Below are 15869 nucleotides of genomic sequence, written 5' to 3' on the forward strand. Positions count from 1 at the left end.
ACAAGGTCGTTATATGCCTCGTCCGCCTTTTTTTAAAATTAACCCAAAATATTGTTTACATATATTAACATTAGTGTATTTATTTTACTTACGTGCAATCGTTATGGGACAGACCCCCCAGTTTTTTACACATACTAAACTGAGACTTTTGAAAGGAGTGAGTTGTTTATGAATCTTCAGTCGGGAACGTATTACTGGCCTGAGACTATACCGGACGCGCCGTCCTACCCTGAATTGGATGAGGATTTGAATTGTGATGTGCTGGTTATTGGCGGCGGTTCTTCGGGCGCTCAGTGCGCGTATTATCTCGCTGATAAATGCCTGGATGTGGTGGTGGTTGAGAAAAACAGAATCGGCCACGGGAGTACGGCGGCTAATACTGCCTTAATTCAGTATGCGGGAGAAAGGCTGTTCGGGGATTTAATTAATGCATTTGATACAGACTATATTGCCCGCCATCTCCAGCTTTGCCGTGATGCTATAAACGAGATCGAGGAGGCGCAGACTATCTGCCCCGCCCCTTTCGATTTTAAACGGCGTAACAGCCTCTACCTTGCAAGTACCGAAAAAGATACCCCCAGGCTAAAAAAGGAAGCAGATCTGCTGAAGAAACACGGTTTTCCGCTCGATTTCTGGCTTAAAAAAGACATATCTGATAAATATCCTTTTTCGAGGGATTCGGCCATTTATTCATACGGAGACGGGGAACTGAACCCGTTTAAGTTTACCCATAGCCTGTTTCAATATGCCTTCCGGAAAGGGACCCCTATTTTTGAAAGAACAGAAGTGAATGGGATGGAACATAAAACTGATAAAGTGACTGTCCGGACTAAAAATGGCCATTTTATTCACGCGAAGAAGGTTATTATTTCAGCAGGTTATGAAGGAACCGATATTAAGAAAGAAAAAAATACGGCTTTCGTGAGTACTTACACTGTCACTACAAAGCCGGTCACAAACTTATCAGAATGGCATGAACGATCCCTCATTTGGGAAACAGCCCGGCCATATACTTTTATCAGGACGACCGCTGACAACCGGGTGATTATCGGAGGGATGGACGAGACAACCGCTTATCCTGAAATCAGGGACAGCAAACTCATAAATAAACGGGATCTTCTTATTAAAGATTTTAACAGGTACTTTCCTTCAATTCATGTGGAGCCGGATTATTACTCGGCAGCTTTTTACGGAGGAACCCATGACGGTCTTCCAATTATTGGCGAGTACCCTGAATTTCCCCATACCATTTTCCTCTTTGGATTCGGAGATAACGGGACGGTTTACAGCATGATTCTCGCAAAACTAATCACGGAAAAAATAATTTCTGGAAAATCAGCAGATGCACAGCTTTACGCCCAGGACCGGCCGATGAGAAAAAAGCCTGCCGGCGCACCTTCTTCTTAATAAGATGTTTATGACGAGGTCCCCTTTAAACGTTTTGCCCCCGGAAGCCAGGCACAGCCTCCGGGGGCTTTTATCCTGGCGATTGCCCTGAGCCTCGGCCGGACAGAGGAAAGCGCCCGCGCGGACTGATAGGTCGCATTCATAACGACACCCCGGCACTCACGCCCCGGATGGAAGGTACAATGGTAATTAACGGCCAAAAAATAAGCTGCTTCACAGAGGAAGCAGCGGACTTAACTTATAATAATCCCATATGTTTTAAACCATGTACAATGCCATCATCATCTACATCTTTTGTTACAAATCCTGCAGCTTTCTTCACTTCCGGCAAAGCATTCCCCATGGCCACACTGTTATCTGTGAATTGAAGCATTTCTAAATCGTTTGGACCGTCTCCGAAAACATACACGTCTTCTCTTTTCATGTTCAGTCGATTCATCACAGCTTCAATACCTTTCGCTTTCGAACCTCCCGAAGGCAGAACATCCGTCGAGAATTCATGCCAGCGGATGAAATCAAACGCTTCAAACCTTTCCTCATATGGCTGTTGCTCATCTGCTGTACAAAATAATAACGCCTGGTAAATTTCCCGTTCTTCTAAGTAGGCCGGATCGTAAGCAGGATGTTCAAACTTCAGAGAGCCAATACTCGTTTCAATATGAGGGTGGTAAGGAATATTGGCTTTCATGTCTTCATGATCCATATAAACAACAGGGTGATCATGCTCTACCGCTGCCTCAGTAAAACGGGCTAATTCCTTCTTGTTTAGAGGATTCCTTACAATAGGATCGCCCTCTAATGCCACGTACTGGCCGTTAAAGCTTATAAAAGTATAGATTCCGAGCTTCTCGCGCAGTCTTTTATACATAAAAGGCGCCCTTCCAGTGGCTATAGCCACATAATGCCCCTCGTCTTTCAGCTGTTTTACCGCCTGTTCCGTTGTTGCAGGCAATGCCTTATCATGGTCGAGCAGTGTTCCGTCAATATCAAAAAAAATCAGTTTTTGTCCCATTAATTTCCTCACCTTCTCCTCTCCTCTGATGCAATGCCCTCATTATAAGTGAATTTCCTCACATGAGGCAAGACTTCATGTGGCCTTTCAGGCAAAAACCATTGTAGATTTTGTTTCAACTGTTATAATAATGTTTATGAAAATTCTAAACGTTCAAACTTGTGCAGGAGGTGTTCCCATTGCCAATTAATATACCAAAACAACTGCCGGCCGGAAAAGTTCTTGAAAAAGAGAATATTTTCATTATGGATGATGAACGGGCTGTCACACAGGATATTCGTCCTTTAAACATCGTCATCCTGAACCTTATGCCTGAAAAGCAGAAGACTGAAGCCCATCTGCTGCGACTTTTGGGGAACTCCCCCCTACAGGTAAATATTACCTTCCTTAAAACAGTGACCTATGCGCCAAAAAATGTCAGTCAGTCCCATATGGAGGAGTTTTATGCTGACTTTTCCAGTATCCGTCACCGGAAATTTGACGGAATGATCATTACCGGGGCACCAATTGAGCACTTTCAGTTTGAGGAAGTGAAATATTGGGAAGAGATGACAGAAATCATGGATTGGGCAGACGAGCACGTCACATCCATTTTGCATATTTGCTGGGGTGCCCAGGCGGCACTTTACCACCATTTCGGAATTAATAAATTTCCTCTGCGTGAAAAATGTTCAGGCATTTTCCGCCACCGCATTTATAACGGTGAAAAGCATATTGAACTCCTCAGAGGATTTGATGATGAATTTATTGCGCCGCATTCCCGTTACACTAACCTTCCAGAAGAAGAACTGCGAGACCATGAAGAACTGGTTCTTCTCGCATCTTCAAAAGAAGCAGGTCCTTTCCTGATTATGTCGAAGGACGGCAAGCATATTATGGCTACCGGTCACTTGGAATACGATACAACCACACTTAAAGAAGAATATGAGCGGGATCTGGACCGCGGGTTAAGCGTACGTATCCCAGCCCATTATTTTCCGAATAATGACCCTAACGAAGAGCCGCTTAACAGATGGCGCTCCCATGCTCACCTGCTCTTCTCCAACTGGCTCAACTATTACGTGTACCAGCAGACGCCTTTCGAATGGGAATAGTCCCTTATACGAGCCGGGGATTAGACGTGCTTCTGTCGCCTTTTCACTTTAGTGCTTTGCTTTAAAAAAGTCCATTGTATATGTTCTAAAATAAAACGAAACAGGTGATAGACTATGACAGAGCGTAATCGTACGATGATGCAGTTCTTTGAGTGGCACCTCGCTAATGACGGGGATCACTGGAACAGGCTCGCAATGCTTGCTCCAGAACTAAAGAAGCATGGAATAGATTCGGTATGGATCCCCCCTGCTGCAAAAGCAATCACGCAGGCTGATAACGGATATGGGATTTATGACGGATATGATTTAGGAGAGTTTGATCAGAAAGGGACCGTCAGAACGAAATACGGAACTAAAGATGAACTGCTTAAAGGTATAGACGCCTGTCATGAGGAAGGGATCAGCGTATATGCCGATGTGGTCATGAACCATAAGGCAGGCGCTGACGAGACTGAAGTTTTTCACGTCATTGAAGTCCATCCTGACAACCGCTATGAAGAAATTTCGGATCCGTTTGAAATTGAAGGATGGACGAGGTTTCACTTCCCCGGCCGCCAGGGAGAATATTCAGATTTCACCTGGCATTTTTATCATTTCAATGGAACTGATTATAACGCAGCAGAAGATGAAACCGGTGTGTACAGGATTCTGGGAGACCATAAGCATTGGAACGAGCAGGTCGATGATGAGTTCGGTAATTATGACTATTTAATGTTCGCCAATATTGATTATTATCACCCTGAAGTAAGAGATGAAATGATGCACTGGGGGAAGTGGTTTGCCGAAACCACACGCGCTGACGGATACCGTCTTGACGCCATTAAACACATAAACCATGAATTCATAGCTGATTTTATCGCTGAAATGCGTGAGGAGTTTGGAGAGGAATTTTATCTGGTAGGGGAATTCTGGAATCCCGATTTGGAAGCTTGCCAGAATTATCTGGATATCGTAGATTATCAGATAGACCTGTTCGATGTCCCTCTTCATTATAATTTTCATGAAGCTTCACACGCAGGAAAAGATTACGATCTAAGAGGAATCTTTAAAAATACTCTGGTCGGGACTCACCCTGACCACGCTGTCACTTTCGTGGACAACCATGATTCACAGCCTCATGAGGCTCTCGAGTCATGGGTTGAAGACTGGTTTAAACCTCTTGCATATGCTCTTATCCTCTTGCGCCAGGACGGATTTCCGTGTGTTTTTTACGGAGATTATGTTGGAATAAACGGCGACCATCCTATTGCCGGAAAAAAAGAGCTTCTTGACCCTTTAATGGATGCCCGGTACCGCTACGCGTATGGAGAACAGCATGATTATTTTGATCACGGCAATACGATTGGCTGGGTAAGACTCGGCGACCTGGACATACCCGGATCGGGATGTGCGGTCGTTTTATCCAATGGTGATGACGGCCATAAGAGAATGTTCACAGGGGAACACCGGGCGGGAGAAGTATGGATAGATATTACCAGCAATATCCCGGGAGAGGTCCATATTGATTCAGAAGGCTACGGTGATTTCCCAGTGATAGGCGGTACGGTGTCCGTTTTTATAAAACAAGACTAAAATTATGTGTAAAAATCTCTTAATCTGTCTTCTGCTTCCTTGTTTTTGGGTACTATCACCCTAAGGAGGGAAATAGAATGACTGCTGAACAAATTGGTTTTGCTTTTATTATTTTGGGTCTTTTTATCGTTATTGGAAAATGGATCCGGGTTTATACCCCGCTGTTACAACAGCTTTTTTTACCATCATCTATTATTGCAGGGATTATTGCCTTACTGGTCGGCCCCGAAGTGCTTGGGCGTATTGTCGGGTTATTCACCGCAGAGGATAATATTTTTACCCAGGGGCTGATCAATGCAGCTACTCTTGAAGTATGGGGTACACTGCCCGGGTTATTTATTAATATTGTTTTCGCTACGTTGTTCCTTGGTAAATCTTTACCAAGTTTAAGTAAAGTATGGCACATAGGGGGGCCCCAGGTCGCCATGGGTCAAATGGTTTCCTGGGGTCAATATGTGGTTGGCCTTCTGCTCGTACTGCTTGTTTTGACGCCCTACTTTGGCGTAAATCCTCTTGCTGGTGCGCTGATTGAGATCAGTTTTGTCGGTGGTCACGGAACGGCAGCCGGCCTCGGGGGCACGTTCGCTGAATTAGGATTTGAAGAAGGACAAGACCTTGCTGTAGGTCTCGCCACGGTCGGTATTCTTACCGGTGTTATCGTTGGTATTGTGCTCATTAACTGGGGGGCACGCTCAGGACGGGCTAAACATGTCGGCGGAGCGGCTAAGTTCTCCAGTGCCGGCCGAAACGGGATTGTGGAATTAGACAACCGTGACTCCGGCGCAGATATGACCACACGGCCGGAATCAATTGAACCTTTATCTCTTCATCTTGCCTATGTAGGAATTGCTATTCTGATCGGCTGGCTTCTGCTTGAAGGCCTCATTCTGCTTGAAGCTTTTACATGGGGAGCATGGACAGGAACTTACTTAATGATTTATGTGCCGTTATTCCCGCTTGCCATGGCAGGAGGAATTATTACCCAGGGCTTTTCAGATAAATTCGACAAATTCAGAATTATAGACCGGAAGATGATTAACCGGATCGGCGGGTTCTCGCTTGATGTCCTGATTATCAGTGCGTTAGCGACGATTTCTTTAGCTGTTATTGGAGAAAATATTGTCGCGTTCGTCTCTTTAGCGGTAGCAGGCATCATCTGGAACATCTTTGCTTTCCTTGTGCTGGCTCCTAAAATGATCCCTTCTTACTGGTTTGAGCGTGGTATAGGGGATTTTGGACAGGCAACGGGTATTACTGCTACGGGGCTTTTATTAATGAAAGTTGCAGACCCTGAAAACAAAACGCCGGCTCTTGAAGGGTTCGGCTATAAACAGATTTTGTTTGAACCTTTTGTAGGCGGCGGTCTCTTTACGGCAGCTTCTCTGCCGCTGATTTTCCAGTTCGGCCCGACAGCTATCCTGATTTTGTCAGCTGTCGTCACGCTTTTCTGGTTAATCTTTGGTATACTTTATTTTGGAAGAAAATAGGTTGACAGATTTTTTCAGTCTGAGAGAGAGTCCTAAAATGGACCAGGAATAAAGAGACTGGGACAAAAAAATAGTAATCAAAAAGATCAGCCGAACAAATTTTCGAATTTTGTTCGGCTGTTTTTTTGAGAAAAAGGAATGACTTCAGTCCGCCAGGCGTACGCTTACCCAGGGGCTTATACTTTTAAATATTTAATTTGCCGCGCTGCCTTCTGAGCGTGTCATATGGCCCGTTTAGTATTTCCACTCCCCGTCTTGAGCCATATTCACGGTTTATCACCCATTCAGCACGACCTGAGCGGCTCATTTCCTCCAGGTATCCTAAAAAGGAGGTGCCCTTAAAAGTTAGCTTTTAAAGGCACCTCCTTTTCTTGCTTAGCTACTGTTTCACTGGAGTGAAGTAGGCGTGGTACAGACTTTGAACCGCCAAGTCTGCCTTATCTGCATCGACTCCAAACATCATACTTACTTCAGACGACCCTTGGTTAATCATTTTAATATTAACCCCTGCCTCCGATAATGCGGCCGTAGCCATCGAGGCAATGCCTACCGTCTGGTACATCCCTTCGCCTACTACCATAACCATTGCCAGGTCACGTTCTACCTGTACATCTTCAACAAACAGTTCAGTCCGGATCCTATGGAGAATCCTTTCTTCCTTGCCGTTCTTCAACTGGTGGTCCCGCAAGATAACTGACATATTATCAATGCCCGAAGGTGTATGTTCAAAAGAGACGCCTTCCCCTTCCAGGATTTCCAACAGATGTCTTCCGAATCCAACTTCCCTGTTCATTAAATACTTTGTGAGGTTAATACTGAGAAACCCTTTATCGCTTGCAATTCCGACTACCGGCAGACCTTCGTGGGAACGGTCAGAAACGATTCTTGTCCCTTCAGCTTCAGGATGGTTAGTATTCTTAACACAGACCGGTATTTTTTTATTTACGACAGGCTGCAGAGCCTCATCATGAAAAACTGAAAAGCCTGAATAGGCGAGCTCCCGCATCTCCCGGTAAGTTATTTCTTTCATCTCTTTTGGATCGTCTACTAAATTCGGGTTCACACTGTAGATTGAATCAACATCGGTGAAGTTCTCATACACTTCCGATTCAGTCCCTGCAGCAACAATAGACCCTGTGATATCAGAACCTCCTCTTGGAAAGGTAACGATATGGCCCATTTTTGAATAACCGAAAAATCCGGGGATAACAAGGATACCGCTGCGATCCCTTAATTTAGACAGCTCCTCGTATGCTTCCGGCAATATTCTGGCATTCCCAGGCTGGTCTGTAACTATGATTCCTGCTTCATCAGGAGAAACATAATGAGCCTCTTCTCCAAGCTGATTAAAAAAAGCTGCCATAAGCTTGGCATTCTGGTTTTCTCCGCTAGCCTTCAAAGCGTCCAATAATCTGTCCGGGTCCTCTTTATATGACTCAATTAGATCTTTTAAATGGCCTTTTATTTCTGATAATAATCCGCGGTCCAGATTAAGTTCTTCCACAATATCTGCAAAGCGTTCCACGACTTGGGATAACGCATTTTCTTTATTGTTACCTTGGATAACCTCATTGGCCAAAGAAATCAGCAAATCGGTCGTTTTAATATCTTCCGGATTCCGTTTACCCGGGGCAGATACAACAACTACTTTACGCTGTTTATCAGCTAGAACGATATTAGCCACCTTCTTAAATTGAGTACCATTGGCCAGCGAGCTTCCTCCAAATTTGACTACTTTCATCTGTCTAAAACTCCTTCTATACAGTAATTTTGTCCTCACATAAAATACAATTGTGTTTTATCAGTAGAAATGTAAAATAAGTATACTAGATTCATCTTCTCCCGGCAATAGATAGAGATAGAAAATCAGCTTCTTCAATTTCTTTCTTTAATAATTGATGTTTTAAGAACTATATAAGGAGGTGTAGTCACCGTGCGGTCCTGCATGACTTGATTAGAAAAAGGAGGCACTAATGCACGGCACCTGTTTTCTATGATACGGGCCGCTCGCACTCCAGCACGACACCTGAGTGGCTCATATACCCGAAATACGGTCCATGGCTTACAAAAACAATCTACTTTATTGATGCCCCCCGCCTCACTAGTTATGCAGTCCTTCCGGCCACAACACTTTGCATCCGGAATGCGCAAACTAAAAGAAAGGCGGCTGCTCTGTTTCTTCCGTTTACCCGCACATAAAAAAACGCCTGGAAGCAAATGCTTCCAGGCGCTTACACTTTAGTAATTAGTTTTCAATAGTGACTTCCTGAAGCTGGTACAATCCGTTTGGATGTTTCCAGAAGCCTTCAACTTCGTCACGAAGACCTACAAGATAGGTTGTGTGGTATAAGTAAAGCATAGGTGCTTCCTCAACGAGGATTTCCATAGCCTGCTTATAAAGCTCTTCACGGGTATCAGGATCTGCTTCCTGACGAGCCTGGTCTAACAGGTCATCCAGTTCATCATTTGCCATGAAAGAACGGTTACCTGCAGAACCTTGGTTGTTAGAATGGAATAAAGCATACATACCATAGTCAGCGTCAGCTGTTACAGTAACCCAGCCAAGAATGAACATATCGTGTTCACCTTCAGCAGTGTTATCAAGGTAAGCGCCCCACTCAAGAACTTCAATTTCAACGTCTACACCGATAACAGACAATTGCGCTTGAACAAGTTCAGCAACGTCCATACGCTCACGGCTGTCGTTTGTCCAGATTGTTGTAGAGAAGCCATCTTCATAGCCTGCTTCAGCAAGAAGTTCCTGGGCTCTCTCAGGATCATAAGGAAGTCCTTCAACGTCATCAGTGAAGCCGAATACCTGCTCACCGATCGGTCCTACTGCAGGAGTTGCAGTTCCTTCCATAACCCCTTCAATCAAGTCGTCTTTGTTGATTGCCATAGAAATTGCCTGACGGACTTTAGGATCGTCAAACGGCTCTTTCTCCATGTTAAAGCCGATATAAGATAAGCTTAAGCTTTCCTGTTCATATACATTGATGCCATCTGTATTATTAATACGGTCTTTATCACTCGGGCTTACCGGGAAAGTAATGTGTGCGGCCCCAGTTTCCAGCTCACCGACACGGGTAAGGTCTTCAGGAACCACTCTGAAGGTGACAGAATCAACCTGTGCTTCTTCTCCCCAGTAGTCTTCGTTTTTAGTAAGTACGACTTCATCCCCCGGGCTCCAGCTTTCAAACTTGAAGAAGCCTGTACCAACAGGGTTTTCATTAATATGGTCGCCAGGCTGTCCGCCGTCTTCCATATTCGCGTAGTCTTCTTCAATACTTTCCATACTCATAATTCCGCCGCCTGTATGGGCTAAGTGTGAAGGAAGCGGGGCGAATGGATATTCAGTCTGGAATTGGACTGTATAATCATCTACAACGATAACTTCCTCAATCATTTCATATAAGAAAGCACGCGGTGAAGCGACATCCGGATCGAGGACACGGTCGAAGTTTGCTTTAACAACTTCGGCGTTAAACTCACTGCCGTCGTGGAATGTCACGTCATCACGCAGCGACAGCTCCCATAAATCCTCTTCTACAGCTTCCCATTCTGTAGCTAAAAGCGGTTCCATTTCCCCTTCTTCGTTTTGAGCAAGAAGAGATTCATAGATGTTTGTTTGCACGTTACTTGAAGGCACATCATTTGAACCGTGCGGGTCCATTGCTTCAGCATCAGAAAGAGTAGCGATAATAAGGTCATTTCCCTCTGCTAATTCTTCAGCTTCACCGCCCTCATTATTGCCATCAGTGTTCTCGGCGGCATTGTCTCCGTTATTGTCCGGATCAGCTGTACCACCGTCATTATCCGGCTCACTTGCACATGCGGCAAAAGTCAAAAGCATAGATAATGATAAAAGTCCGGCTTTTAAAGACTTACTTTTAAACATGTGTTATCCCCCTTAAATATATTTTATTGCATACTACTATTTCTAAACTACATCAACCGTCCTAAAAAAACAAGATGGAAAAATCTAAAAATTATAATTTTTGAGATATATAAATTCACCGCTTTAAAGAAACAAAGAGAAATTGTCTTAATTTGGCACTTAAAGGTACTCTGTTATCGGATTATAAGCGCTTTTGACGGACCGCCTCGAATAAAGTATAATTTTATTCATATTACTGTATGAATATAGTATTCTTTAAAATTATAAAAAACCTTGTGAAAAATTAAAAGAATGATATAATTTCCCCGTACTCGCTTTTTATAAACGTATTTATAGCTTGAATTTTTAGAATATTCACCTTTTACTAAGAGTTGTGAAATATTTCCTGTATCTTCATATTTAAGTATTTCTATTAAATGAAAGAGAGGTTTAAGAGTATGGCAGAAACAACAGTTAATGCGTCGACACAAGAAACGAAACGTATTAATCCGCAGATCGAAAATATGAAAACGATGTGGAGGAAGCTGAAAACGAACAGGATTGCTATGGCTGGCGGTATACTGATCTTATTCTTTATTGTCGTCTCCATAATTGGCCCTTATTTTACAAGCCTGGATCCTAACGCACCGGACGTCAGCAGCCGTTTGCAGGGACCATCCTCTGAACACTGGTTCGGTACTGACCACCACGGAAGGGATATTTTCACCCGGATTATCCACGGGATGTCTATCACTTTGTATATCGGCTTCTCTTCTGTAGCAATCGGAATGGTTGTCGGAGTGCTGATTGGTATCATAGCCGGTTATTACGGGAAACGTACAGACGCTATTTTAATGCGTATTATGGATGTTTTTCTTGCCTTCCCTGGTATCCTTCTTGCTCTTGGGATTGTGGCTGTATTAGGCGGAAGTATTAATAATGTTATTATAGCGATAGCTATTTTCTCAATACCTGTATTTGCGAGGATTGTAAGAGGATCTACCCTGGCGGTTCGAAAACTGGAGTATATTGATGCAGTCAGAGCATTGGGTGCTTCTGATTTCCGAATTATTTTCAGACATATATTACCGAATATTTTGTCACCTATTATAGTGCAGGCGACACTTAGAATAGCTACAGCCGTATTAACAGCGAGTGGACTGTCCTTCCTGGGGCTCGGGGCTCAGCCGCCTACTCCTGAATGGGGCGCCATGCTCGCAGCGGGAAGAAACTATATGTGGGAACATCCTCATATTGCTCTGTTCCCCGGACTTGCAATCGTCGCAGTTGTATTAGCTTTTAACTTATTTGGTGACGGCGTAAGGGACGCCCTGGATCCAAAAATTAAATCGTAAGAGAGGTGAAGCCCTTTGTTAGTTTACACAATTAGACGTTTATTTCAGACCATTCCTGTTATTATAGGCGTAACCTTAGTTGTATTTTTTATGATGCACCTCATACCGGGTGACCCTGCCCAAATTATTGCCGGTGAACGGGCAGATGAAGCACAAGTTGAACAGATGCGTGACCGTCTCGGATTAAACGATCCGTATTATGTCCAGTATACGAGATTTGTTACTGACGCCGCTCAAGGCGACCTTGGAAATTCCGTTCGAAGCGGACGGGCAGTAAGCAGTGAAATCGGTGCAAGGTTCTGGATTACTGTGGAACTGGCATTTTACAGTACGTTGTTAAGTATTTTTATAGGGTTAATTGCCGGTATTATATCGGCCACAAGAAGGAATTCATTCTTGGATATGTTTATTATGATATTTGCTTTATTCGGTTTATCGATGCCTAACTTCTGGCTCGGCCTGATGCTTATCCAATATTTTGCTTTACCTATTGACTGGCTTCCTGTCTCAGGCTGGGGTTCTCCTCAGCAGCTGCTTCTCCCTGTTATAACATTAGGGACTGCCGGAGCGGCCATTATCGCGAGGATGACACGGTCAAGCATGCTTGAGGTCATTCACCAGGATTATATTCGTACAGCACGGGCAAAAGGCGTAAAAGAACGTTATGTTATCTATAAACATGCGTTAAGAAACGCGCTTATTCCTGTTGTGACCGTCGTTGGTCTGCAATTTGGTGTCCTGCTTGGCGGGGCTGTACTGACTGAGACCGTCTTTGCCATAAACGGACTGGGCAGATTTGTAGTTGAAGCCATCCGAATGCGTGACTTCCCTATTGTTCAAGGCTCAGTGCTTGTATTAGCAATGTTATTCGTTTTTGTTAACTTCCTCGTAGATATTTCCTACAGGGTGCTTAACAAGCGAATTGAATTAGATTAACGGACACCGTAACTGAAAGGTGGGAAAAAAGTTGGGAAACCCGAAAACGATTATAGATGTTAATGAGTTACAAACTTCATTTTTTACCAGTAAAGGCGAAGTGAAAGCAGTTGATGGCGTGAGTTTTGATGTGCCCAGCGGAAAGACTCTCGGGATTGTTGGAGAATCCGGGTCAGGTAAAAGTATTACCTCTCTTTCCATCATGCGGCTTCTTGAAGACCCGGGAAAAATAAAAGGCGGGAAGATTACTTTTCAGGGGGAAGATCTTTTATCCAAATCGGAAAGTGAGATGCGCCGTATCAGAGGAAACCGTATCTCTATGATTTTCCAGGAACCGATGACTTCCCTTAACCCTGTTTTTACAATTGGAGACCAGATTGCTGAATCTTATATGATTCATGAAGGGCTTTCTAAAAAAGAAGCTCTGAAAAAATCTCTGGGAATGCTGGAACTCGTTGGAATTCCATCTCCTAAAGACCGGTTGAAGGCTTACCCCCATGAATTATCAGGCGGTATGCGTCAGCGGGCAATGATTGCCATTGCCCTTGCCTGTAACCCTGAACTGCTTATAGCAGATGAGCCGACAACCGCTCTTGACGTAACGATTCAAGCGCAGATTTTAAGGCTGATTAACAATCTGCAGGAAGAACTCGGCATGTCAATGATGCTTATCACTCACGATCTCGGTGTTGTGGCAGAAACCTGTGATTATGTTGCTGTCATGTATGCCGGTAAAATTGTAGAGTACGCTGATGTGGAGACGTTATTTAAATCTCCAAAACATCCTTATACAGTCGGCCTGCTTAAATCTCTGCCGCGTCATGATATTGACCAGGATGAACTGGAAGTTATTAAAGGGATGGTTCCAAGACCTGATGAACTTCCGCAAGGCTGCCGTTTTGCTCCAAGGTGCCCGTTTGCGAGGGACCTTTGCATAGACAACCTGCCAGCTTTAGATAATATTGATGATAAAAACCAAGTCCGATGCTGGATTTATTCAGAAGAATGGGACGGGCCGGAGGTGAATGTACAAGATGACTACGGAACTGCTCAAAGTAAACAATCTTAAACAATATTTCCCTATAAAGGGAGGAATCTTCGGCCGCAGAGTAAACGACGTAAAAGCGGTTGACGATGTCAGTTTTGCTGTAAAGCCTGGCGAAACTTTAAGTATTGTCGGGGAATCCGGCTGCGGAAAGTCAACGACAGGGAGAGCCATTCTCCGTCTTGATGAGCCGACTTCAGGTGAAGTGACATTCCAGGGAAAAGATTTGCTGTCTTTAAGTAAGTCAGAAATGAGAAAAATGCGTAAAGATCTGCAAATTATCTTCCAGGACCCATATGCTTCGATTAACCCCCGTCAAACGGTGCGTCAGGTCTTAAACGAAGCGATGGAAATTCAAAATGTCCTTCCCAAAAATAAACGGGAAGACCGCATGCTTGAACTTATGGAAACAGTGGGGCTTGGAGCGCATCAGCTGGACCGTTTCCCTCATGAATTCAGTGGCGGACAGCGTCAGCGAATCGGTATTGCCCGGGCACTGTCCGTGGACCCTAAACTGATTATTTGTGATGAGTCGGTATCAGCTTTGGACGTGTCCATTCAGGCCCAGGTGTTGAACCTTTTGAAAAAGCTGCAGAAGGAACTGGACTTAACTTATTTATTTATAGCTCACGATTTAGGGGTAGTACGCCATATATCTGACCGGGTACTCGTTATGTATCTCGGGAAGATTGTTGAGATTGGCGATAAGAAATCGCTATTTGATAACCCTAAACACCCTTACACAAAAACATTGTTATCTGCGATCCCAGTTCCCGATCCGACGAAGAAGAAGGAGCAGATCATCCTGAAAGGAGATGTACCTTCACCAATTAATCCGCCATCAGGCTGCCGCTTCCATACACGTTGTCCATTCGCAACTGATAAGTGTATTGAAGAAATACCTGACTTGCGGACTTCTCCTGAACATATGGTGGACGGCCACCAGGCAGCGTGCCACTACATTGAAGAAATTGAATCAGGCGAAATGAAGCCTAATTATTAAACACTTAAAGCCCGGTAATGGAAGCAAATTCCATACCGGGCTTTTTTTAATGAAGACTGTCAGCTAACTTTTCTTCGAAGTATAAAATTCTTGTTTGCGTATCAAAAGGTTTGTCTACTTCTTCAAACTCTACGTCATTTTCTTCAATTGCCTTAACCGCTTCCTGAGGAGAAATAGTATCTTCAATCATCCCGTAGCCAGTTAAATAAGTCAGCTCTGTCAGTACGAGAGCATCATAAATATTCCCTTCTCTTTCTACATTTTCAACAAGTCGGCTCTTTTCAGCAACAGGAATGATTACTTCATGGAACGTAAGGAGCTCCTGATCATCGAGAAAAAGTTTTGTATGTTTTGCCCCTGCAGCAAGAACGTTTACTTTTACCGGTGTTTTTAATGGATAATAAAATACTTTCATCATTCCTTTCCCCTTTCACCGCTTAAAGCCAGTGTTTCAGCTAATTGACTTGCCTGTTCTTTTGATTTCATCATCCGGCCTTTTACTTCCTCAGGAAAGGTGCTTGTTCCTTCTATGAAAAGGTGATAATAATCTTTGATGCCTGTAAGCCCGAAAATAGTCCTTAAATAGCTGTCACCGTGTTCTAAGGATTTCAGGGGGCCTTCTGAATAGACGCCTCCTCGTGACTGGATGTGAACCATTTTTTTATGCTGCATGAGTCCTTCAATTCCGGCTTCAGTAAACCTGAATGTTTTTCCGGGAATGATCAGATGGTCCACATAGGCTTTTACTTGCGAAGGAAAACTCATATTCCACAAGGGTGTAACGAATACTATTATATCCGCTTTCAAAAACTGCTCTACGTAAGGATTCGAAACAGATCCCTCTTCTCCTGAGCCCTCTCCGTGCCGTTCCCAGAGCGCTAATTCTTCTCTCTTTAACGGCGGCAAATCTGCATCAAACAAATCAAGCTTTTCCACTTTTTCTGCCGGCCGGTGTTTTAAATATTCAGCCAGAAAATAGTCTCCCAGCTGCAAACTGTATGACTCTTGTACTTGTTTCGGGTTTGCTGTTACAAATAATAGACTCATTACAACCTCCTCTAATAAAGCTTTTATCTGTCTT

13 protein-coding genes are annotated in these 15869 nt (G+C 43.9%); 8 read left to right on the forward strand and 5 right to left on the reverse strand.

Annotated elements, in window-relative coordinates; all coding sequences use genetic code 11:
* Nucleotides 1-168: 168 nt before the first annotated feature.
* Entirely contained in the window at nt 169-1407 is a 1239-nt protein-coding gene (locus K8O68_RS09490) for an NAD(P)/FAD-dependent oxidoreductase (RefSeq protein ID WP_230896655.1), read from the forward strand.
* 238 nt (nt 1408-1645) lie between these two features.
* Here K8O68_RS09490 and K8O68_RS09495 read toward each other — a convergent pair whose 3' ends face one another.
* Nucleotides 1646-2419, reverse strand: a complete 774-nt coding sequence (locus tag K8O68_RS09495; RefSeq protein ID WP_230896682.1) for a Cof-type HAD-IIB family hydrolase — start codon at nt 2417-2419, stop codon at nt 1646-1648.
* Nucleotides 2420-2598: 179 nt separating this feature from the next.
* Here K8O68_RS09495 and metA point away from each other — a divergent pair, with 179 nt between their 5' ends.
* From metA to K8O68_RS09510, 3 genes are all read left to right on the forward strand, one after another.
* Complete coding sequence (gene metA, locus K8O68_RS09500; protein ID WP_230896656.1) at nt 2599-3513, forward strand: homoserine O-acetyltransferase MetA; 915 nt, start codon at nt 2599-2601, stop codon at nt 3511-3513.
* A 114-nt stretch (nt 3514-3627) separates the two neighbouring features.
* Entirely contained in the window at nt 3628-5085 is a 1458-nt protein-coding gene (locus K8O68_RS09505; protein ID WP_230896657.1) for an alpha-amylase, read from the forward strand.
* 77 nt (nt 5086-5162) lie between these two features.
* Nucleotides 5163-6572 carry a sodium/glutamate symporter gene (locus K8O68_RS09510; protein ID WP_230896658.1) on the forward strand — a complete coding sequence of 470 codons (1410 nt, stop codon included), beginning with the start codon at nt 5163-5165 and terminating at the stop codon, nt 6570-6572.
* Between the two features lie 379 nt (nt 6573-6951).
* On the opposite strand, the gene K8O68_RS09515 is transcribed toward K8O68_RS09510, so the two are convergent.
* Entirely contained in the window at nt 6952-8313 is a 1362-nt protein-coding gene (locus tag K8O68_RS09515; RefSeq protein ID WP_230896659.1) for an aspartate kinase, read from the reverse strand.
* A 504-nt stretch (nt 8314-8817) separates the two neighbouring features.
* Complete coding sequence (locus K8O68_RS09520; protein WP_230896660.1) at nt 8818-10470, reverse strand: glutathione ABC transporter substrate-binding protein; 1653 nt, start codon at nt 10468-10470, stop codon at nt 8818-8820.
* Nucleotides 10471-10907: 437 nt separating this feature from the next.
* On the opposite strand from K8O68_RS09520, the gene nikC reads away from it, so the two are divergent.
* Genes nikC through K8O68_RS09540 form a run of 4 tightly spaced genes read left to right on the forward strand, consistent with a single transcriptional unit; the run spans nt 10908 to nt 14788 of the window.
* Nucleotides 10908-11804, forward strand: coding sequence for a nickel transporter permease (gene nikC, locus K8O68_RS09525; protein WP_093055721.1), 897 nt, complete (start codon nt 10908-10910; stop codon nt 11802-11804).
* A 15-nt stretch (nt 11805-11819) separates the two neighbouring features.
* Nucleotides 11820-12740: an ABC transporter permease gene (locus K8O68_RS09530; protein WP_230896661.1), complete on the forward strand. Its 921-nt coding sequence runs from the start codon at nt 11820-11822 to the stop codon at nt 12738-12740.
* Between the two features lie 31 nt (nt 12741-12771).
* Nucleotides 12772-13809, forward strand: coding sequence for an ABC transporter ATP-binding protein (locus tag K8O68_RS09535; RefSeq protein ID WP_230896662.1), 1038 nt, complete (start codon nt 12772-12774; stop codon nt 13807-13809).
* Nucleotides 13775-14788 (forward strand): ABC transporter ATP-binding protein, encoded by a 1014-nt coding sequence (locus K8O68_RS09540; protein WP_230896663.1) that lies wholly within the window; start codon nt 13775-13777, stop codon nt 14786-14788. Before K8O68_RS09535 ends, K8O68_RS09540 begins: the two co-directional genes overlap by 35 nt.
* A 46-nt stretch (nt 14789-14834) precedes the next feature.
* Here the strand turns inward: K8O68_RS09540 and K8O68_RS09545 are convergent, their stop codons facing one another.
* Together K8O68_RS09545 and K8O68_RS09550 are read right to left on the reverse strand one after the other, a co-directional pair.
* Nucleotides 14835-15206 (reverse strand): hypothetical protein, encoded by a 372-nt coding sequence (locus tag K8O68_RS09545; protein ID WP_230896664.1) that lies wholly within the window; start codon nt 15204-15206, stop codon nt 14835-14837.
* Nucleotides 15203-15835 (reverse strand): FMN-dependent NADH-azoreductase, encoded by a 633-nt coding sequence (locus tag K8O68_RS09550; RefSeq protein WP_230896665.1) that lies wholly within the window; start codon nt 15833-15835, stop codon nt 15203-15205. The genes K8O68_RS09545 and K8O68_RS09550 overlap by 4 nt, the downstream gene beginning before the upstream one ends.
* Between the last annotated feature and the right edge of the window lie 34 nt (nt 15836-15869).

The sequence above is a fragment of the Salipaludibacillus sp. CUR1 genome (assembly GCF_021028955.1).
In the GTDB taxonomy this organism is placed as follows: Bacteria; Bacillota; Bacilli; order Bacillales; family Salisediminibacteriaceae; genus Salipaludibacillus.

What these genes read in the sequence shown, in the direction of transcription:
- K8O68_RS09490 (WP_230896655.1), top strand. Translation starts at nt 169, where the DNA reads ATGAATCTTCAGTCGGGAACGTATTACTGGCCTGAGACTATACCGGAC.
- K8O68_RS09495 (WP_230896682.1), bottom strand. Translation starts at nt 2,419, where the DNA reads ATGGGACAAAAACTGATTTTTTTTGATATTGACGGAACACTGCTCGAC.
- K8O68_RS09505 (WP_230896657.1), top strand. Translation starts at nt 3,628, where the DNA reads ATGACAGAGCGTAATCGTACGATGATGCAGTTCTTTGAGTGGCACCTC.
- K8O68_RS09510 (WP_230896658.1), top strand. Translation starts at nt 5,163, where the DNA reads ATGACTGCTGAACAAATTGGTTTTGCTTTTATTATTTTGGGTCTTTTT.
- K8O68_RS09515 (WP_230896659.1), bottom strand. Translation starts at nt 8,313, where the DNA reads ATGAAAGTAGTCAAATTTGGAGGAAGCTCGCTGGCCAATGGTACTCAA.
- K8O68_RS09520 (WP_230896660.1), bottom strand. Translation starts at nt 10,470, where the DNA reads ATGTTTAAAAGTAAGTCTTTAAAAGCCGGACTTTTATCATTATCTATG.
- nikC (WP_093055721.1), top strand. Translation starts at nt 10,908, where the DNA reads ATGGCAGAAACAACAGTTAATGCGTCGACACAAGAAACGAAACGTATT.
- K8O68_RS09540 (WP_230896663.1), top strand. Translation starts at nt 13,775, where the DNA reads ATGACTACGGAACTGCTCAAAGTAAACAATCTTAAACAATATTTCCCT.
- K8O68_RS09545 (WP_230896664.1), bottom strand. Translation starts at nt 15,206, where the DNA reads ATGATGAAAGTATTTTATTATCCATTAAAAACACCGGTAAAAGTAAAC.
- K8O68_RS09550 (WP_230896665.1), bottom strand. Translation starts at nt 15,835, where the DNA reads ATGAGTCTATTATTTGTAACAGCAAACCCGAAACAAGTACAAGAGTCA.